The sequence below is a fragment of the Polaromonas sp. genome, assembly GCF_030682935.1.
Lineage (GTDB): Bacteria > Pseudomonadota > Gammaproteobacteria > Burkholderiales > Burkholderiaceae_C > Polaromonas.
In genome coordinates this window covers 15,572-34,865 of sequence record NZ_JAUXNA010000277.1, presented here as the reverse complement: position 1 = coordinate 34,865, position 19,294 = coordinate 15,572, and the positions used below count along the sequence as shown (strand labels likewise).

Genomic DNA, 19,294 nt, shown 5'->3' with positions numbered 1-19,294 from the left:
CAGCGCGAAGCCGCCGTGCTGATTGCGCAGCGCATTGACGTGCTGTCCATCAAGCCCTGGCGCGATGCCGAGGCCGTGCTCGAAACCCTGGGCGCCGATGTTGCCCATTGGCAGGCGCAGGCTGACGAAATCACGATGGATGCCAACTGGGCCAGCGTGGATGGCAAATTTCCGCCGCTGCTGGACGCTTCGCGCGGCCAGTTGCTGGCCGTCTGGGAGGCGTTCCAGGGCGCCGTTGCCGTGGCCGTCAAAGCCGCTGCCGACGCCACCGCACCGTTGCCCACCGTAGCCGTGTGGGCCGATGAGTTGCGCGTTGCGCGCGGCCTGCCTACCGCAAAAGCCGAGCTGCAAGGCGCCAGCGATGGCAGCGCGCCAGCACGTGCGACCAAAGCAAAAATTGATCCGGCTGTGCTGAAGGACCTGCGTGAAAAGTCCGCCGCCATCGTGAAGGAAGCGCTGGCAAAGCTGGAGCATGAAGTCACCGAAGGCCATGGCAAAGCCACGCCCAAGGTCGCCGCTGAATTGCGCCAGGTGCTGAAAGAGCACATCCGCAATATTGACAGCGCGCTGGAAGCCGCTGCCCACGCCGCCCTGACCGCAGCGGGCGAACTCGAAGGCTGGCAGCGCTGGCGTGCCGACCAGATCCGCGAAGAACTGGTCGCCAAAGCCGAAGCGCTGGTGGCCAAGCCCATGGGCGGGCGCAAGCAGCAAGATACGCTGCGCGTCATGCGTGAGCAGTGGAAGACCAGCGACCAGGGCGGCACGCCCAACCATGCGCTGTGGAAGCGTTTTGACGACGCCTGCAACGAGGCCCACAAGGTGGTCGAAGCCTGGCTCGAAAAAGCCAAAGAGCAGACCGAAGCCGCGCTGGCCCAGCGCCGCGTCCTGATTGACGAAGTGCTGGCCTGGGCTGAAGCCAACAAGGGTAACACCGACTGGAAGCACCACATCCGCAGCCTGAACGCGTTTGTTGACAAATGGCGCGACGCTGGCCACCTGGGCGAAAAAGCCTTTGCCGAAATTCAGCCCGTCTGGAAAGCCGCCATGGACGCCGCCGATGCAGCGTTGACCGCCGCGCGCAACGAGAGCCTGGCCCACCGCAAAGCCATGATTGAAGAAGCGCAAGTTCTGGGCGCCGAGCCGCAGCTGCGCATTGACGCCGTCAAGGCGCTGCAGCAGCGCTGGCAGCACGAGGCGCAGGGCGTGCCGATTGAGCGCAAGCAAGAGCAAAAACTGTGGGACGCTTTCCGCAAGCCCATCGACGACGCCTTCCAGCGCAAAACCGCCGATCGCGAAAAAGCCACTGCGGCTCTGGGCGAGCACGACCGCTACGTACTCGAGGCCGCAAAAGCCCTTGACGCCGCCAACGCCAGCGGCGATGCGCAAAAAATTCACGCCGCCGCGAAGGCGCTTGAGGCCATCGTTCGCGGGCAAGTGCCGGTTGCCGTGGCCGCCGCTGCGCCGGCAGAAGCGGTCGCTACAGCTGAAGCTGCCCCGGTTTCTGGTGAAAATCAGCCTGAAACCGACGAAGCACCTGCACAGGCAGCTACTGAAACCCTGGCCGAGCAGGCGCCCGTAGCGGCTGAGGCGGCTGAAGCCGAAGCGCCTGAAGCTCCCGAGTCCGCACCCGCACCCAAACCCGCCGCCAAGCCCGTCGTGGCCATGCGTGGCGACGACCGCCCTGGCATGAGAAAAGCCGAACCTGCACCCGCCGGCCGTGGCGGAAAATTTGGCGATCGCAAAGACGCACGTCCAGGCAGTAAACCCGGTGGTCCGCGTTCCAGTACCGACAACAAGTTTGAACCCTACCGGGCTGAGCGGGAAAATCGCGGCGAACGCTTCAGCGAGCGCCCGGCTTTTGAAGACCGTGGCCCGCGTCTGGGTGACGCCGCCTTCCGCGCGCAACGCGACGCCTTTGAAAGCGCCAACCAGGCCCTGAAAAAGCTCGCCATGCAAGCGCACGGCGAAGTGCTGACGCACCTGCTGACCGCCTGGGAAAAGCGCGACCCGGCCCAGTTGCCAGGCGCGCAAGAGTTGGGCAAGCTGGTTTCGCCCGCAGTGCGCAGCAGCTGGGCTCAGGCGCTCAGCGCACCGGCTGGCAAGGCTGTGCCAGAAGCCCTGCTGCGCCTGGAAATGGCCGCCGAGCTGCCCACGCCAGCCGAGCACATCAGCGCCCGCCGCATGCTGCAACTGCAATTGCTGACCAAGCGCAACGCACCCACACCGGCCGAAACTTGGGGTGAAGATGCCGCCAAGGTGCTGGCGGGCGAGTTTGACGCCGGCAACGCCAGGCGTGTGCAGAACGTGCTGAAAGTGCTGCTCAAACGATAACGTCCGCAGCCCTGACGAAGTGCTAGTGTGGTGTTGCACGCTATCCGGTACATAAAACCGCGTCTTTTTGTCCATGGCGGCGTTGCAAATCCGCGCAATAGCGGAGCTATTGCTGTGGTTTGCGCCTTGCCCTGAACAAAAAACCATCGGTTTTATTTGTACGGTCAAGCATGCAACACCACACTAGCGCAGGAGCGTCAGCAGTCCTTGGGCGAGGAAATTCTCAACAGCATCAGCCACGGCGTTCACGCTTGGCGTGCTGCGCGGACCTTGGGGCTGGACCTTGTTGGATTGGTCTGGGCCCTAAGCGTGCATGTCCGTGGCGTCACGGCCGATTCCGCGGTAGCCGGTGAAGCGCCCGGACGCGTCGAAAATCGGCACGCCGCTGATGCTCAGGCAACGGAGCTGTCCGTTGCGGTCAAGCCGGATGCTTTTAAAGTCGCGGAAAACCTCGTGCCGTTCGAGTTGGGCCTTGTGGGCCGCCCAGACGCTCTCGTCCATGTTCACATGGTCCAGTTCCCAGGGCGTCTTGCCGATAGCGGCACCGGTAATGGCCGCCACATGGGCCGCTTCGTCTGAAGTCTGGACGAAGCGGAAGTTTTCATCCTGTTCCCAGAACCAGTCGGACGACAACGCGGTGAGTGCGCGGAAATGTTCTTCGCTCTCCCTCAAAATCCGATCAGCCTGCTTGCGCTCGGTGATGTCCTGGATCTGCGAGATGAAGTGAAGCGGCCTGCGGTCGGCGTCGCGCACCAGGGAGCAACTGAGATAAACCCAGACAATGCGACCTGACTGGTGGATGTAGCGCTTTTCCCACTGGTAGGCTTCAATCTCGCCGGCCAGAGCCCTGTTGCTCTGCAGCACATCCCATTCGAGGTCGTCAGGATGGGTGATCTCCTGGACGGTGCGCGCCAGCAGTTCGGCCTCGGAGTACCCCAGCATCCGGCAAAAAGCGCTGTTGACCCTGAGCCGGCGCTTGTCGATGGCAAGCAGTGTCATCCCGATCGCAGCATGCTCAAACGCAGTGCGGAACTGCTCGTCGCCGACCTTGAAAGCGTCGTTGTCACTGCTCAGGGGCAAGCCCGCGATGGCGCCAGTGGGCGCATCTGCGGCGTTGCCTTGTTCGCTTTTCAGCGTGAAGTAAAAGCTGCTGCCTTTACTGACCGATGACTGGGCCCAGATACTGCCGCCGTGCCGGGCGATGATGCGCTTGACGGTGGCCAGGCCAATCCCGCTGCCGGCAAACTCTTCCGGCGAATGCAGGCGCTGGAAGGTGCCGAAGAGCTTGTCCGCATACGCCATGTCAAACCCGGCGCCATTGTCCCGGACAAAATACACAGGCTGCCCGTCGGCGCCGGTTTCTTTGCCGACTGAGATTTTGGCAATGGATTTTTTCGAGGTGAACTTCCAGGCATTGGCGATCAGGTTCTCCAGGACCTGGCGTAACAGCGAACGGTCCGCCCGTACCAGCAGATCAGGCTCGACTGTCGTTTGCACCACGCGTCCGGCGTCGTTTTTCGCGCATTGCCTGATGACTTTGGCGGCCTCTGCGCTCATGTCCACGTTCTCCCGGTTGAGGCTGGTGCGCGACAGCTGGGCCAGGGAAAGCAGTCCGTCAGTGAGCTCGTCCATGCGCCGCACCCCGTTTCGTATCCGGCCCAGGTAGTGATGGGCACGCTCCCCGGATTCGGATGGCACCGCTTTTTGCAGCAAGGCGCAGTAGCCGTCGATGGCGATCAGCGGAGAGCGCAGATCGTGCGCCACTGAATACGAAAACGCTTCGAGCTCCTTGTTGGCCGCTTCAAGCTGGGCCGTCCTGCGGGAAACCCGGTTTTCCAGGTTGACATTGAGACTGACAATTTCCATCTTGGCACGTTTACGCTGGGTGATGTCGGTGATGGTGCTGACGAAGCCGGACGGAGCGCTGCTTGGGCCCTCAAACAGGGGCTGTAAGTTGATCAGCAGCCACAAAACGCTGCCGTCAGGCTTGCGGTAGCAGACCACGACGTTTGACTGGGGTAGACCGGTGCGCTTGGCGATGACGCTGGGCCGGCCCTCCTCAGGCATCAGCGAGCCGTCTTCGTGCAGCAGCTGCCACTCCGGCGCGATCGAAGTTTGCCCCTTCATCTGGGCCAGGGTCTTGCCGAGGATGCGTTCGGCACTGGCATTGCAGTCGACGATTCGCCCGTCTGCGTTGCGCAGCACGACGCCTTCGGCCAGCGCGGCCACGACGGTGCGAAAGCGCGCTTCGCTCGCCCGAAGCGCCGTCTCGGTCTGTTTGCGCGCGGTGATGTCGGTGCCTACGCCGCGATAACCGATGAACTTGCCATTGGCGTCGACGATGGGCTCCCCGCTGATGCAGAAGACAAGCACCTTGCCGTCCTTGTCTTCGCGCTCATACTCGAAATTACGGAAAGTCTCGTGCCTTTCGAGTTGGGCGCGATGAAGCGGCCAGGCCGCCTGGTTGCGGGAGGTGTCATTGCTCTCCCACCGGGTCTTGCCCAAGTAGTCACCAATGATGCTCTTGACCTGACTCGTTGCGCCACCGGACAGCATGGTGAAGCGAAATTGTTCGTCGAGTTCCCAGTACCAGTCAGCAGAAAGGTGGGTCAGGCTGCGAAAGCGCGCCTCGCTGTGGCGCAAGCAGACATCGGCGGCCAGACGCTCGGTGATGTCTTCGGCGGTGATCAGAATATGGGTCACCGCACCACTGGCATCTTTCAGCGGGAGCTTGCGCGCGTGGATGCGGATGACACCGCGATTTTTTGACTGGACAGTGCGGTCGGGAAAGTCCTGCATGACGCCGGTAGCGGCCAGTTCGAGGTCGGAGGCGTGCATGCTGTCTGCGTCCGCTTTCGGCCAGAGATCGTGCACGGTGCGGCCCATCGCCTCTTCGCGCGTCAGCCCATACAGCGCCTCGCAGGCCTTGTTCCACGTGACCACCCGGTGTCCGTCCTGCACCGACCTCAGATGAAAAGCAATCGGGATGTTGTCGACAATGTCATTCAGGAACCGGGAAGAATGCCGCTGGGCTTCTTCCGGGCGCTTGTTCGCGCTGATGTCGCGCTTTTGTTCGGCCAGTTCCAGCTTCAGGCCTTCATTGGCGCTGGCCAGTTCAAGCATTTGGGCTTTCAGGCGCTGGTTGGCCTGAATCAGTTCCTCGTCCCGCTTCATCATGGAGCCTCGACGGTGTCAGCTGAACAAGGTCGGTACTGTTGGGGCGCGAGCAGCAGGCCATGCCGGACGGCCGTCAATGGGCCAAAGGGTCTGTGCTTCATACGCCGTCCGGGTCTTTCTTTACAAGGGGTTGTGCGTGCAATGCAGCAGATCGTTCGGAGTCGGCGATGCCGCAGCAAGAGGATTGAGCTACCGTTCTGGCGGCAGGACATCGGGGATAAACCCTGAGTCGTCTATGGCAAGCGCCGATAGCACCGCAGGTGATCACGGATTTTATTGAATATGTAGGTACAAAGTATGCAAATTAAGTTGATTTATTGATGCTTATGGGGATTTCTCATATATATCCGCTTGGTGTGTGATCTAAATCACTAAAAAAAAGTTTGGCAATATTGTTGGGGTCGGTCACAGAAGCTGTGCCCGGGTATTCCCATATCCGGGCGGGCGAAGACCGGCTTTGCAGTGAAAGCTTGGTGCTATAAATTCAATAGCTGCTTTTTCCCGTCCTGATTGGGCTGGAGCCTGATTTTTCTTGAAAAATGGGGCGCGCGCTTTCGTCAGTCGGGGCCAGCATGGAAAGTGGCCGGGCCTGCAAGATTCTGTGCATTCATTGCCAGCCGAATCGGCGAATGTAATAGCGCTTCATCCGCGTCGTCAGCACCACATAGCTCAGCAAGATAGCAGTCAGCCAGGCGAAATAAGGCAGCGGCAGCGCCTGCAGTTTGAAGTAGCTGGCAAGCGGGCCCATTGGCAGGAAGATGCCTGCGGCCATGATGAACAGCGTCATGGCCATCAGGGGCCAGGCGGCGCGGCTCTGGATGAAGGGGGTTCTGGGCGTGCGAATCATGTGCACGATCAACGTTTGCGTGAGCAGGCCCACGACGAACCAGCCGGACTGGAACAGGGCTTGATTCTCCACTGAATTGGCTTTGAACACGTACCACATCACCACGAAAGCCGTGACGTCAAAAATCGAGCTGATCGGCCCGAAGAAGATCATGAAGCGCCGGATGTCGTCGGGATTCCAGCTCAAAGGTTTTTTAACCAGCTCGGCGTCCACCTTGTCGAAGGGAATGGCGATTTGCGAGACGTCGTACAGCAGGTTTTGAACCAGCAGCTGCAGGGGCAGCATCGGCAGGAAGGGCAGAAACACGCTGGCGATCAGCACCGAGAACACGTTGCCGAAGTTCGAGCTGGCCGTCATGCGGATGTATTTCAGCATGTTGTTGAACGTTTTTCGACCTTCAATGACGCCTTGTTCCAGCACCATCAGGCCAACCTGGCGGCACACCTGGGACGTCACCAGCTCGTTGTCGCCGGTCAGCACTTTGACCGTGATGCCGCTCTCGGCCAGGGCTTTGAGCGCCGGGGCCGTGGACTCCTTGGGCGGGTCGAGAAAAGCGATGTAGCCCATCAGCGTCAGCTCAGACTCGTCGGCCACCGAATAGACCACCTGGCTGGGCGGAATCTCTTTCATGGCCACGGCCACCACGCGCAAGCCGTCTTCGTTCAGATCACGCGTGATGCCAAGCACCCGTTCCAGCATGGCGCGGTCCAGCAGGTTTTTCAGGCCGGTCTTGTCGGTGCACAGCACATTCATGGCGCCGAAATTCTGGATCGCATCGAGGCGCTTGACGATGACCTTTTTTCGTGACAATAAAACCGCCCCCTTGGCCAGGGTGGAGGTCACGATCATGGGCAGCATTTCAGGCGTCAGCCCGACCGCCACGGACAGCGCGAACAGGAAAGCTTCGCTCCAGTTGCCTTTGGTAAAGCCATTGATCAGCAACACCAGCGGCACCATGACAAAGGCAAAACGGATCAGCAGCCAGCTGACCTTGTTGACACCCGCCTGGAAGGCGTTGGCCTCTTGCGTGCTGGCTGTGACCCGCGTCGCCACGGCGCACAAAATAGGTGTGCTTGCCTGTGGCCAACACCAGTGCCGTGGCGGAGCCGGACACCACATTGGTGCCCATGAACACCAGGTTGACCCTCTCCAGCGCACCTTCGCCCGTGCCATGCCGGCCTGTGACATCGGGAAATTTCTCCACCGGCAGGGATTCACCGGTCATGGCGCGGCCCGCCGGCGCTGGCAGAGGCGTCGCGGCGGATCACGGTAGCCTTGTTGCAGACCAGCTCTTTCAGTCCCTGGGCGGCCTGGTGGGAGCGCCGCTCCTGGACAAAGCGAATCAGGGTGGACAGCCCCACCATGCTGCCAATGACCATCGCCGCCTTGATGTCTTCGGTGAACCAGGACACGACGGCCAATACCGTCAGCAGCAGGTTGAACGGATTCTTGTAGCTCAGCCACAGGTGCCAGCGCGGCCGCAATGTCGTCGTTCGCATCGCCCACCAACTTGAGGGAAGGCTGGTCTGGAAACGCCCCCGACGAGCGCTCTGTCGACAAGGACTCGAAAATCGCCCGGCGCCGAAAGTGATGACTGGTGTGGCGTGACTTGAGGAAGACGCCAAACCGGTGGGCGAAGAAATTCATGGATGATTTTTTGAATCTGTTCCATGGCCCGAGTGGCCTGCCGGGCATGGCAAACGTCGGCTGCTGATGGGCTGCAGTGTTTAATTCACTATTAAATAAATAGCGGCTTGTGCCCGTACTTATTTGGTTGTAGGCCTATTTCCCTTGAAAAATTGGTCGAACAGGGTGGTCAGGGCTGCAAAGTCCTGCGTGAAGCGATCGCGCTGGACGAAGTAGCCTTCACAGGCCACCGCAAAAAATTCAGCCGGGGCCGTGGCGCCGTAGCTGTCCAGCCAGGGCTGTTGGCCACCGAAGCGTTTGGCCATGGCGACTTGCTCACAAAAGCTGTCGTAGGCGGGTTGCATCACCGCGTGCCAGGCGGTGTGGGCTGCGCGCGAGGGCAGGGGCGGGCAGCCATCGGCCAGGCCATCACGCATGTCGATTTTGTGGACGAACTCGTGAATCACCACGTTGTGCCCTTGCTCTGCCAGGTCGCCTGCTGCCGCCACGTCTTGCCAGCTCAGGGTGACCGGGCCGCGTTCCATGGCTTCGCCCAGCAAGGCTTCGCTGTAGTAGTGCACCACGCCCGCCTGGTCGGTGGTTTGGCGCCGCGCGAGCATGGCACCGGGGTGGACCACGATGCCCTTGAAGTCGTCATACCAGCGCAGGCCCAGGTGCAGCACGGGCAGGCAGGCTTGCGCTGCAATGGCGACCGCCATCTCGTCTGTGACGATGAGCCCGTGCGCGCCACTGAATTCCTTGTGCGCCAGAAACCGGCTGACCAGCGCGCGCAGACGAATGTGGTCGGCCACCGGGCGTCGGGCCAGAAAAGGGTAGCGCAGCAGGGTGCTGTGCCACAGGGCCTCGGGAATGCCGGGGGGGCCGTTGCCGCGGCCTAACAGGGACTGCAACCAGTTCAGCATGGGGTGGAAACTTATGGGTGAAGGGTTGACGCGACGGGGCTGAGCAGGTGAATGCGCATCAAGCCGTTGCTGCGCAGGCGCAACACTTCGGTGCGCAACACGGGCGCTTCGGCATCCCAGTCGCTGAGAACGACGCGCACAAAGCCCTGGCCCAGGTCGTGCAACGCCGGTTTGTGGGTGTGGCCGTGAATCAGGGTGCGCGCCTTGGCGGCCTGCAACCACTGGCGGGCGGCGTCAGCGTCCACGTCGGCGTAGTCGGCGCCCGATTGTTTGCGCGCCTCACTTTGCTGCCGCAGTCCGCGCGCAATGGCCTGGCGCTCGGCCAGTGGTTTTGCCAGGAAGGCGCTTTGCCAGTCGGGGCTGCGCACTTGCCGGCGAAACCGCAGGTAGTCCACGTCGCCCAGGCACAACGCGTCGCCATGCGACAGCAGCCAGCGCTGGCCTTCAAACACCAGCACGGTGGGGTCGCTCAGCAGGGTGGTGTGGCACAAATCCATCAAGCGCTGGCCGACCAGAAAGTCGCGGTTGCCGTGCATGAAATACAGCGCCATCCGGCTCGCGGCCTGACCCAGCACGCGGGCGCAGCGGTCTTCAAACCGGGCGTTGGGCAGCAGCGCCGCAGCGCTTACGGCGGTGTCGCTGACGGCGTCGTCGCCGACCCAGACTTCAAACAGGTCGCCCAAAATAAACACGGCATCTGCCGGGGTGCTTTCGAGGTAGTGCCGCCAGGCCGTGAAGGTGTCTGGCGCATCATCACTCAGGTGCAGGTCTGAAATGAAATCGACCGTGCGCCAGGATGGCGGCGCGTGAAGCTCCGCCATCCTGGGCACGGTCGAGGTGTTCATCGGGGACTCAGTCAAGCGCAGTCCGAATGAAAAATCAGGCCAGCGCGACGGCTTTTTCGATGATCACGTCGTCCATGGGCACGTCATCATGAAAGCCTTTGCGGCCGGTTTTGACGACCTTGATCTTGTCAACAACGTCTTTGCCTTCCACCACTTTGCCAAACACCGCATAGCCCCAGCCCGAAGCGTTCGGTCCGGTGTGGTTCAGGAAAGCGTTGTCTGACACGTTGATGAAAAACTGTGAACTTGCCGAGTGCGGTGCATTGGTGCGGGCCATGGCGACGGTGTAGTTGTCGTTTTTCAGGCCATTGTTGGCTTCGTTTTCGATCTCGCCGTCGGTGGGTTTTTGCTTCATGCCGACTTCAAAACCGCCACCCTGCACCATGAAGCCGGGGATCACGCGGTGAAACACGGTGTTGGTGTAGTGGCCTTTGTTGACGTAGCTCAGGAAGTTGGCGACGCTCTTGGGCGCTTTGTCGGCGTCGAGTTCCAGCGTGATGACGCCGTAGTTGGCGATATGGAGTTCTACTTTCGGGTTGGTCATAAGTGTCCTGAATCAGTTGACGAGGGTTGCAGATTTGATGACGACGGGCGTCTTGGGGACGTCCGAGGGAAAGGGGCCGCCAGCGCCGGTCGGCACGGTCTTGATCTTGTTGACCACGTCCATGCCGATGACGACCTTGCCGAACACGGTATAACCAGGCGCCTGGGTTGATGGGTTCAGAAAATCATTGTCTTTCACATTGATGAAAAACTGCGAAGAGGCGGAATTGGGGTCGTTGGTGCGGGCCATGGCGAGTGTCGCGACGATGTTTTTGGGCCCGCCTTTGGCCAGCGCTTCACGGCCTTCGTGCACCACGGGTGCGCGGGTTTTTTTCTCGGCGTACGCACTGTCGTAGCCGCCGCCCTGCACCATGAAGTTGTTGATGACGCGGTGAAAAATCGTGCCGTCGTAGTGCTTGTCTTTGACGTATTGCAGGAAGTTTTCGACGGTTTTTGGGGCCTTGTCGGGGTAGACTTCGACCACAAAATCACCTTCGCTGGTGATGAACTTCACTTTGGGTGCGCCTTGGGCCAGGGCCTGGCCTGTCAGGCACGCCAGCGTGCCGGCAGCGGTGGCGGTCAGCAGTGCGCGGCGCAGCGCCCGGAAAGCGCCGAATGTAGCAAATACCATTAGAGGGTTCCTTCAAAAAATATTTTCCACTGGCTGCCCTGGCGGATCCAGTACTGGCGTTTGGTGCGGCCGGTCGTGGCGCCCTTGGCCAGTTCGCCAAAGGTTACCACCATGGTGTCACTGCTGTCGGTCCAGCGCAGGTAAGACACATCCTTGAGCCGGATGTCGCGTCCGCCCAGTTGCTTGAGTTCGGCTTGCAGGGCAGGCGTCCATTCGGCCATCGTTTTGCCGTAGCTGGTGAAGTCTGGTGCGTACCAGGACTTGAGTTTAGCCATGTCGCCGCTGGACTTGGCGAGGTGCCATCCCTGCAGCACGTCTTCAAACGACTTGATGTCAGCCTTCAGGGTGTGCGGCGCCACCCATTGCAGGCTTTGCGCAATCACGACCGGCGTATGGCGGATTTCGACCGTCCTGATCAGGCGCTGCAGATCCGGATTGGCCAGCACGACGCAGCCATCACTGGCCAGCGGCGCGCGCGAATACTGCTCCGGCGGCGAGCCATGCAACCAGATGCCGCTGCCGGTTTTGCCGCGTTTGACGTCGAGCTGGTTGGGGTAATTGATGGGCAGGGCGCCCGCGCCGTAAAAGTCGCGCAGCGATTTGGGATCGAGGTTGCTGGTAACGAAGTACACGCCCAGCGGTGTGCGCTGGTCTCCTTCCACGAATTTTTCAGTGCCCAGCTTGCCAACCGATATGTAATAGTCGGCCAGCAGTGTCAGGCCTGCCGTGGTGTTCCCGAACAGATACAGGCGTGAGCGTGAGGTGTCGATGGCAATCGCGTGTTTGCTCGTTGGCGAGAGCGCCAGAAACTGGGACGGCACCATGCCCGGTGCCGGGCGCTCGCGCAGGGCGCGCAGGCGCAGCAGCGACTCCTGCCGCAGTTCGGCCAACGGCAGTGCTGCGGCCCTGGCGCTGGTGTCGGGTACGTCCCCCAGCGCGTTGACCGGGCGGGTGCGGCTGGCCAGCAAATCGCCATACAGCAACTGGGCCAGCTGGAAGTTGGGATGGTCCCGGACCAGGCCTTCTGCCTTGTGCAGGGCCTCGCGGGTGCTGGCTTGGCCGACGAGTTTGTAAATCTCAATCAGCCGGGCTTCGGCCTCGCCTTCGCGCTTGGCGGATGCGCGACTTGCCCGGGACGGCACGACCGACTGCTTTTTGGCCGCTGGCGCGTTGGCAGGGGGGCGGGCCATGCTTTCGGCGCGCGCAGGGGACGCCGAAAGCGCCAGGTAGGGCGCGATCAAAAATAGCGCTACGAGCGCCCTTTTCATGCGGACTTCGAAAGGCAATGGCTTGCTTTGAAAATGCTGCGAGGGACCGGCAAGGTCGAAGAGGGTTGATCCGGTTCGCCGTTGCGCATTAACTGCCCGTGGATTCCCTTGCGATCACCCAGCGCTCGCCGACCTTGGTCAACTCGAGAGTCTTGCGGCTTGACAGGTTCAGGGTGCCCGTGCTGTAGTCTTGCCTGAATTTGGCGGTGGCCTTGCTGCCCTGGAGGGTAATCGACAGGTCGGACAGCTTCACGCTGATGGTTGATTTACCCGCAATTCGTGCACGGCGATCATTTTCCCAAGCTTTGCGTGACTGCTTGCCCGGGGTTTCAAAATTCGGGCCATAGCTGGACAGGTAGGTGTTCATGTCTTGGCTGGCCCAGGCGTCAGCCCAGGCGCGCACGGCCGTCTCTACGTCTTTTTCGGTGCCAGCCGTGGCTGGGCTGGCGGGGGCGGGCGCTGCATCGGCAGTTTTGGCGGCTGGCGCATCGGCAACTGCGGGAGGTGCCGCAGGCACGGGTTTGGCAACCACCGGTGCTGGCGCGGGTTTCGCGGGCACGACAGGCGCTGGGACCGGGGCAGGTTTGGCCGCAGACGCAGGGGCGGGCGGTGTGGCTGCGGCAGCAGGCTTTTGCGGGGCTTTGCTGTCGGCTGAGAACAAGGTACGGATCAAGGCAAGTTTGGGCTGTACGGCCGCGTTTCCGCCGTCAAGCTGCAGCGCTTTGCTGTAGGCCTGGCTGGCGAGCCGGGCGTAGACGTCGCCGAGGTTTTCGTGGGCGGTGGCGTAGCTGGGGTTGGTGCGGATCGCCATCTCAAGTGCAGCCCTGGCCTTGTCGAATTGGCTTTGGCCGGCGTACAGCACGGCCAGGTTGTTGTAGGGCTCGGGCAGCTCGGGGTAGTCTTCGGTGATCTTGGTGAAGGTGGCAACGGCTTCGCTGGCCTTGCCGGTTTCGGTCTGGATCACACCCTTGAGAAAACGCATTTGCGGGTCGCGAGGTTTGCTCGCCAGGTACTGCTCGGCCTTGGCCAGTGCGTCAGGGTATTGGTTGGAACGCATCAGGCGGCTGACATCGGCGTAGTCATCGGCATAGGCGGCGGACACCGACAGCGTGGCGGCCAGGAGCAGCGTGCGCAAGGCCGCCGACAAGGGGGCGCGTAAAAAAAATGCTGGCGTGGGCATAAGAACTCTCGCTGTTGTTGGGGCGCCGTTTTGACGAATTTTGGCTGTCGTCGGCGCGGAAAGTCACTACAAAACCCCCCGCTTGCCAAGCGTCTGCGGGTGAAGCGGCACGCTGTGACATCGGCTAAATATCCGCCAGATTGTAGCTGAGGGGGTATAGTTCAACGGCGCCAGAATATTGTGCTTTCCGTTTTTATTGCACGCGCTTGCGCATCCGCTTTACCGCTCCTGCCGAACAAGCAACGCCCGTGAGATAGAGTTTTCCTTCCCCCATTTCTGACTGATTGACGGATTGCCCGATTGACGTCAGTCCTCGCACACAGACCTTTCATGAGCCTTCGCATTTACAACACGCTGTCGCGTGACGTAGAAGATTTTTCCCCCCTGATTCCCGGCCATGCCCGCATGTATGTGTGCGGCATGACGGTGTACGACCTTTGTCATTTGGGCCATGCGCGGGCCATGGTGGCTTTTGATGTGGTCCAGCGCTGGCTCAAGTTGAGCGGCTTACAGGTCACTTATGTGCGCAACGTGACCGATATTGACGACAAAATCATCAAGCGCGCGCTTGAAAACGGCGAGACCATTCGCGCGCTGACCGATCGCATGGTCGATGCCCTGCACCAGGATGCCGATGCGCTGGGCATTGAGCGCCCGACCCATGAGCCGCGCGCCACCGATTTCGTGCCGCAAATGCTCAGCCTGATTGGCACGCTGGAGAAAAAAGGCCTGGCCTACCAGTCCCAAGGCGGGCAGAACAAGGGCGACGTGAACTACGCCGTGCGCAAGTTTGCGGGCTACGGCAAGCTGTCTGGCAAGTCGCTCGACGAGTTGCGCGCCGGCGAGCGGGTGGAGGTGCTGGAGGGCAAGGACGATCCGCTGGACTTTGTTTTGTGGAAAAGCGCCAAGCCCGGCGAGCCGGCCGACGCCCAGTGGGACAGCCCCTACGGGCGGGGCCGGCCCGGCTGGCATATTGAATGCTCAGCCATGGCGTGCCAGTTGCTGGGCGAGTCGTTTGACATTCATGGTGGCGGCGCCGACCTGCAGTTTCCGCACCACGAGAACGAGATCGCCCAGTCGGAAGGTGCCCATGGCAAGCCGCTGGCCAGCATCTGGATGCACAACGGTTTTGTCCGTGTGGACAACGAAAAGATGTCCAAGTCGCTGGGCAACTTTTTCACCATCCGCGAAATTTTGGCCAGGTACGATGCGGAAACGGTGCGCTTTTTCATCATCCGCGCGCACTACCGCAGCCCGCTGAACTACAGCGATGCCCATCTGGACGACGCCCGCAATTCCCTCAAGCGCTTGTACACCGCACTCGACCTCGTCACGCCGGCCGCAGTCATGATTGACTGGGCGGCGCCTTCGCTTGACGCTTATACGGCCCGCTTCAAGTCGGCGATGGACGAAGACTTTGGCACACCCGAGGCGGTTGCCGTGCTGTATGAGTTGGCCAGTGAGGTCAACAAGACCCGTTCAGCCGAACTGGCAGGACTGCTCAAGGCCCTGGGCGCCTGCCTGGGTTTACTGCAAGGTGAACCTGCGCGCTACCTCCAAGCCGGTGCCGGGCTGGACGACGACAGTATCCAGGTGCTGATTGCCGAGCGCGCCGACGCCAAAAGGGCCAAGGACTTTGCGGCGGCAGACCGCATCCGGAGCAACTTGCTGGACAAGGGCATTGTGCTGAAAGACTCGCCCGCAGGCACCACTTGGGAGGTGCAGACGTGAAATATTCAAGCTATTTTGGCCTCCAGCCCCTACAGGACGGGCGCAATAAGCTATGAAAAAGATAGTGAAGGGCAGCGTGGGGGGCACCGAGCTGATCGAGGCGGCCGAATGCCTGGAAACCGCCATCATTGCGCCTGCGTATTGGGCTGACGCCCGCAAGCATCTGGTCAAAAAAGACCGGGTCATGAAGCGGCTCATTCCGCAGCTGGGTGACACCTGCCTGCAAGCACGCAGCGACGCCTTCAGCACGCTGGCGCGCAGCATTGTGGGGCAACAGATCTCGGTCAAGGCGGCCCAGACGGTCTGGCACCGCTTTGCCGCGCTGCCAAGGGAAATGACGCCTGCCCATGTGCTCAGGCTCAAGGTGGACGACATGCGGGCCGCAGGGCTGAGTGCGCGCAAGGTCGAGTATCTGGTCGATTTGTCAATTCACTTTGATGCGGGTACGGTCCACGTCAAAGACTGGCAGTCCATGGACGACGACGCCATCATTGCCGAGCTGGTGGCCATCCGCGGCATTGGCCGCTGGACCGCAGAGATGTTTTTGATTTTTTACCTGACGCGTCCCAACGTCTTGCCGCTGGATGACGTGGGCCTGATCAACGGTATCAGCCAGAACTATTTTTCAGGCGAATCCGTCAGCCGCAGCGACGCGCGGGAAGTCGCGGCCGCCTGGGCGCCTTACTGCAGTGTGGCGACTTGGTATATTTGGCGCTCTCTGGATCCCGTGCAGGTTCTGGGCAAAGAGCCGACCACTGGGCAGATTAAAGTTCAAGAAGCTTGAGGAGCAGACCATGGCAAAAAAAACATTCCTCGATTTCGAGCAGCCGATTGCGGAGCTTGAAGGAAAAATTGAAGAATTGCGTTACGTGCAAACCGAGTCAGCGGTCGATATTTCGGAAGAAATCGACCAGCTGGCCAAAAAGAGCCAGCAACTCACCAAAGACATTTACAGCGTCCTGACGCCGTGGCAGATCACCAAGATCGCGCGCCACGCGGAGCGGCCCTATACGCTGGACTATGTCAAGGAAATCTTCACTGATTTTGTGGAGTTGCACGGCGACCGGCATTTTGCCGACGACCTGAGCATTGTGGGCGGCCTGGCCCGCTTTAACGGCACGGCCTGCATGGTGCTGGGCCACCAGAAAGGGCGCGACACCAAGGAGCGCGGCCTGCGCAATTTCGGCATGAGCAAGCCCGAGGGCTACCGCAAGGCTTTGCGGCTCATGAAAACGGCTGAAAAGTTCGGATTGCCTGTTTTTACGTTTGTCGATACGCCCGGCGCTTACCCGGGCATTGAAGCTGAAGAGCGTGGCCAGTCCGAAGCCATTGGCCGCAACATTTTTGAAATGGCGCAACTCGAAGTGCCCATCATCACCACCATCATCGGTGAAGGCGGCTCCGGCGGCGCGCTGGCCATTTCAGTCGGCGACCAGGTGGTGATGCTGCAGTATTCGATTTATTCGGTCATCAGCCCGGAAGGCTGCGCGTCCATCCTCTGGAAAACTTCGGAAAAGGCCCAGCTTGCCGCCGAAGCGCTGGGCATCACGGCGCACCGGCTCAAGGCCCTGGGCGTGATCGACAAGATCGTCAATGAGCCGGTGGGCGGCGCGCACCGCGACCCCAAGCAAATGGCGGCCTTCCTGAAACGGGCGCTCAACGACGCGTTTCGGCAGGTCAGCGATTTGAAGGTCAAGGAATTGCTCGACCGTCGCTACGAACGTCTGCAAAGCTATGGCCGCTTCACGGACACCAAAGCCGACATCAGCAAGTAAGCCCTCGGCGCAGGGGCTGGGTGCCACCCATCCCACGCCATTGAACCCGGCGTTGGCGGGCCTGACGTCCTCCGCTCTTTCTGCTGCGTCGCCGTGGGGGGTGGCCTACAGCGGCGGCGCTGATTCCACGGCTTTGCTGCTGGCGGCTGCGCAGTGCTGGCCCGGCCAGGTGCACGCCATTCACATTCACCACGGGCTTCAGGCTGCAGCTGACGACTTTGTGCGCGTCTGCCAGTCGGTGTGCGCGGGTTTGTCGGTGCCGCTGCACGTGGTCCATGTGGATGCTGGCCATGTGCCAGGCGAGAGTCCTGAAGACGCCGCGCGCCGGGCCCGCTATGCGGCACTGGCCGCTGCGGCCAAGCGGCATGGGCTGGCGGGGGTGCTGCTGGGTCAGCATGCCGACGACCAGGTTGAAACCCTGCTGCTGGCGCTCAGCCGGGGTGCCGGTTTGCCGGGTCTCGCGTCCATGGCGGCGCAGTTTGAGCGCCATGGGGTCGTGTTTTACCGCCCGCTGCTGCAAACCCCGGCGGCAAGTTTGCGCGAATGGGTGGTCGCCCGGCAAATTCCTTTCCTTGATGACCCGAGCAACACCGACGAGCGCTATACCCGCAACCGCATCCGGGCGCGTTTGCTGCCTGCGCTGGCCGATGCGTTTCCGCAGTTTCGCAACACCTTTGCACGCAGTGCACGGCATGCCGCGCAGGCGCAGGTGTTGCTGCTTGAAATCGCCAGCCAGGACCTGATTGCGGTAGGCGCGCCGCCCGCCATTGCGGCTTTGCAGGCGCTGTCGCCACCGCGCCAGGCCAACGTGCTGCGCCACTGGCTGCTGCAGTATCGGGCCACGCCCAGTGCCGCGCAGTTGGCCCAGTTGCTGGTGCAAGTGGCCGCCTGCACGACCCGCGGGCACCAGATTCACCTCAAGGTGGCCAGCGGCCATGTGACGCGGCGAGGGGCCGTGTTGCACTATCTTCCCGAAGTGGGCAAGGGTGGGCTGACGGGGCCTCCGGTCAGGCGTCCCTCGTTATAATTTAAGGCTTTGCCGGCAGTCATGGGCCTACCAAGCATCGACACCTCGACGCTTGGGGCCGCCAGTTACTGCAAAAAAGGGCAAAGTTCGCAACCAACTTCTTGATTGACATCCTGCAATGGCTTTGATCGTTCATAAATACGGCGGTACATCGATGGGCTCGCCCGAGCGCATCCGCAATGTCGCCAAGCGCGTCGCCAAGTGGGCGCGGGCCGGCCACCAGATGGTCGTCGTTCCCAGCGCCATGAGTGGCGAAACCAACCGCCTGCTGGGCCTGGCCAAAGAGCTGGCGCCCACCAAACCCGATGACGCTTATGGCCGCGAGCTGGACGCGCTGGCGGCCACCGGCGAGCAGGCCTCCAGCGCCTTGCTGGCCATCGCGCTGCAGGCTGAAGGCATGCCGGCCGTGAGTTACGCTGGCTGGCAAGTCACCATCAAAACCAACAACGCCTACACCAAGGCCCGCATCGAGTCGATTGACGACGAACGGGTGCGCGCCGATCTGGATGCCGGCAAGGTCGTGATCATCACCGGCTTCCAGGGCATGGACGACGGCGGCAACGTCACCACCCTGGGCCGGGGCGGCTCGGACACCTCGGCGGTGGCGATTGCGGCCGCACTGAAGGCCCATGAATGCCTGATCTACACCGATGTGGATGGCGTCTACACCACCGACCCGCGCGTGGTGCCCGAAGCGCGCCGCCTGAAAACCGTGAGCTTTGAAGAGATGCTGGAGATGGCCTCCATGGGGTCCAAGGTGCTGCAGATTCGCTCGGTCGAATTTGCCGGCAAGTACAAGGTGCCGCTGCGCGTGCTGTCCAGTTTCACCGACTGGAATATTGACATCAACGAAGAAGCCAAATCAGGCACTTTGATCAGTTTTGAGGAAGACGAAAACATGGAACAAGCCATCGTATCGGGCATCGCATTCAACCGCGACGAAGCCAAAATTTCCGTACTCGGCGTGCCAGACACCCCGGGCATTGCGTACCAGATTCTGGGCGCCGTGGCCGACGCCAACATCGAAGTCGATGTGATCATCCAGAACATCAGCAAAGACGGCAAGACCGACTTCAGCTTTACCGTGCACCGCAACGACTATGCCAAGGTCATGGACCTGCTCAATACGAAGGTCTTGCCCGCTCTCGGCGCGCAGGAAGTTGTCGGCGATGCGAAGATTTGCAAGGTCAGCATCGTCGGTATCGGCATGCGCAGCCATGTCGGCATTGCCAGCAAAATGTTCCGGGTGTTGAGTGAAGAGGGCATCAACATCCAGATGATCTCGACCAGCGAAATCAAGACCTCGGTGGTGATTGACGAAAAATACATGGAGCTGGCCGTGCGCGCGCTGCACAAAGCTTTTGACCTGGACCAGCCCATCGCCTGAAAT

Annotated in this window: 15 protein-coding genes and 1 pseudogene; 6 read left to right on the top strand and 10 right to left on the bottom strand. The window is 61.3% G+C overall.

From position 1 onward, the window contains the following. The coding region (locus tag Q8K05_RS12625) for a DUF349 domain-containing protein (protein WP_305246944.1) at window positions 1-2,331 on the top strand (2,331 nt) is incomplete at its 5' end. A 303-nt stretch (window positions 2,332-2,634) separates the two neighbouring features. Here Q8K05_RS12625 and Q8K05_RS12620 read toward each other — a convergent pair. The 10 genes and pseudogenes from Q8K05_RS12620 to Q8K05_RS12585 all read right to left on the bottom strand — a co-directional run bounded on the left by Q8K05_RS12620 (window position 2,635) and on the right by Q8K05_RS12585 (window position 13,371). Next, entirely contained in the window at window positions 2,635-5,505 is a 2,871-nt protein-coding gene (locus Q8K05_RS12620) for a PAS domain S-box protein (protein WP_305246943.1), read from the bottom strand. A 610-nt stretch (window positions 5,506-6,115) separates the two neighbouring features. Continuing rightward, window positions 6,116-7,474, bottom strand: a complete 1,359-nt coding sequence (locus Q8K05_RS12615) for a cation transporting ATPase C-terminal domain-containing protein (RefSeq protein ID WP_370868842.1) — start codon at window positions 7,472-7,474, stop codon at window positions 6,116-6,118. After that, window positions 7,473-7,580: pseudogene (locus Q8K05_RS18890) on the bottom strand (hypothetical protein); the annotation flags it as partial. The pseudogene Q8K05_RS18890 and the gene Q8K05_RS12615, both read right to left, overlap by 2 nt. Continuing rightward, complete coding sequence (locus Q8K05_RS18885; protein ID WP_370868841.1) at window positions 7,570-7,854, bottom strand: hypothetical protein; 285 nt, start codon at window positions 7,852-7,854, stop codon at window positions 7,570-7,572. The gene Q8K05_RS18885 and the pseudogene Q8K05_RS18890, both read right to left, overlap by 11 nt. Before the next feature lie 267 nt (window positions 7,855-8,121). Beyond that, the gene (locus Q8K05_RS12610) at window positions 8,122-8,904 is read right to left on the bottom strand and encodes a zinc-dependent peptidase (protein WP_305246942.1); all 783 of its coding nucleotides are present in this window, start codon (window positions 8,902-8,904) and stop codon (window positions 8,122-8,124) included. Window positions 8,905-8,915: 11 nt separating this feature from the next. Beyond that, on the bottom strand, window positions 8,916-9,749 hold the full coding sequence (locus Q8K05_RS12605) for a UDP-2,3-diacylglucosamine diphosphatase (protein WP_305246941.1): 834 nt from the start codon (window positions 9,747-9,749) through the stop codon (window positions 8,916-8,918). 34 nt (window positions 9,750-9,783) lie between these two features. Then, window positions 9,784-10,293 carry a peptidylprolyl isomerase gene (locus tag Q8K05_RS12600; RefSeq protein WP_305246940.1) on the bottom strand — a complete coding sequence of 170 codons (510 nt, stop codon included), beginning with the start codon at window positions 10,291-10,293 and terminating at the stop codon, window positions 9,784-9,786. Between the two features lie 12 nt (window positions 10,294-10,305). Beyond that, window positions 10,306-10,923 (bottom strand): peptidylprolyl isomerase, encoded by a 618-nt coding sequence (locus Q8K05_RS12595; RefSeq protein ID WP_305246939.1) that lies wholly within the window; start codon window positions 10,921-10,923, stop codon window positions 10,306-10,308. Next, complete coding sequence (locus tag Q8K05_RS12590; RefSeq protein ID WP_305246938.1) at window positions 10,923-12,191, bottom strand: L,D-transpeptidase family protein; 1,269 nt, start codon at window positions 12,189-12,191, stop codon at window positions 10,923-10,925. The genes Q8K05_RS12595 and Q8K05_RS12590 overlap by 1 nt, the downstream gene beginning before the upstream one ends. Window positions 12,192-12,279: 88 nt before the next feature. Beyond that, the gene (locus Q8K05_RS12585; RefSeq protein ID WP_305246937.1) at window positions 12,280-13,371 is read right to left on the bottom strand and encodes a tetratricopeptide repeat protein; all 1,092 of its coding nucleotides are present in this window, start codon (window positions 13,369-13,371) and stop codon (window positions 12,280-12,282) included. 330 nt (window positions 13,372-13,701) lie between these two features. Here Q8K05_RS12585 and cysS point away from each other — a divergent pair, with 330 nt between their 5' ends. From cysS to Q8K05_RS12560, 5 genes are all read left to right on the top strand, one after another. After that, window positions 13,702-15,102 (top strand): cysteine--tRNA ligase, encoded by a 1,401-nt coding sequence (gene cysS / locus Q8K05_RS12580; RefSeq protein ID WP_305246936.1) that lies wholly within the window; start codon window positions 13,702-13,704, stop codon window positions 15,100-15,102. 52 nt (window positions 15,103-15,154) lie between these two features. Next, window positions 15,155-15,886 carry a DNA-3-methyladenine glycosylase gene (locus Q8K05_RS12575; protein WP_305246935.1) on the top strand — a complete coding sequence of 244 codons (732 nt, stop codon included), beginning with the start codon at window positions 15,155-15,157 and terminating at the stop codon, window positions 15,884-15,886. A 10-nt stretch (window positions 15,887-15,896) separates the two neighbouring features. After that, entirely contained in the window at window positions 15,897-16,877 is a 981-nt protein-coding gene (locus Q8K05_RS12570; RefSeq protein ID WP_305246934.1) for an acetyl-CoA carboxylase carboxyltransferase subunit alpha, read from the top strand. A gap of 40 nt (window positions 16,878-16,917) precedes the next feature. Continuing rightward, window positions 16,918-17,904, top strand: coding sequence for a tRNA lysidine(34) synthetase TilS (tilS, locus tag Q8K05_RS12565; protein ID WP_305246933.1), 987 nt, complete (start codon window positions 16,918-16,920; stop codon window positions 17,902-17,904). A gap of 118 nt (window positions 17,905-18,022) precedes the next feature. Then, window positions 18,023-19,291: an aspartate kinase gene (locus Q8K05_RS12560; RefSeq protein ID WP_305246932.1), complete on the top strand. Its 1,269-nt coding sequence runs from the start codon at window positions 18,023-18,025 to the stop codon at window positions 19,289-19,291. Window positions 19,292-19,294: the final 3 nt, after the last annotated feature.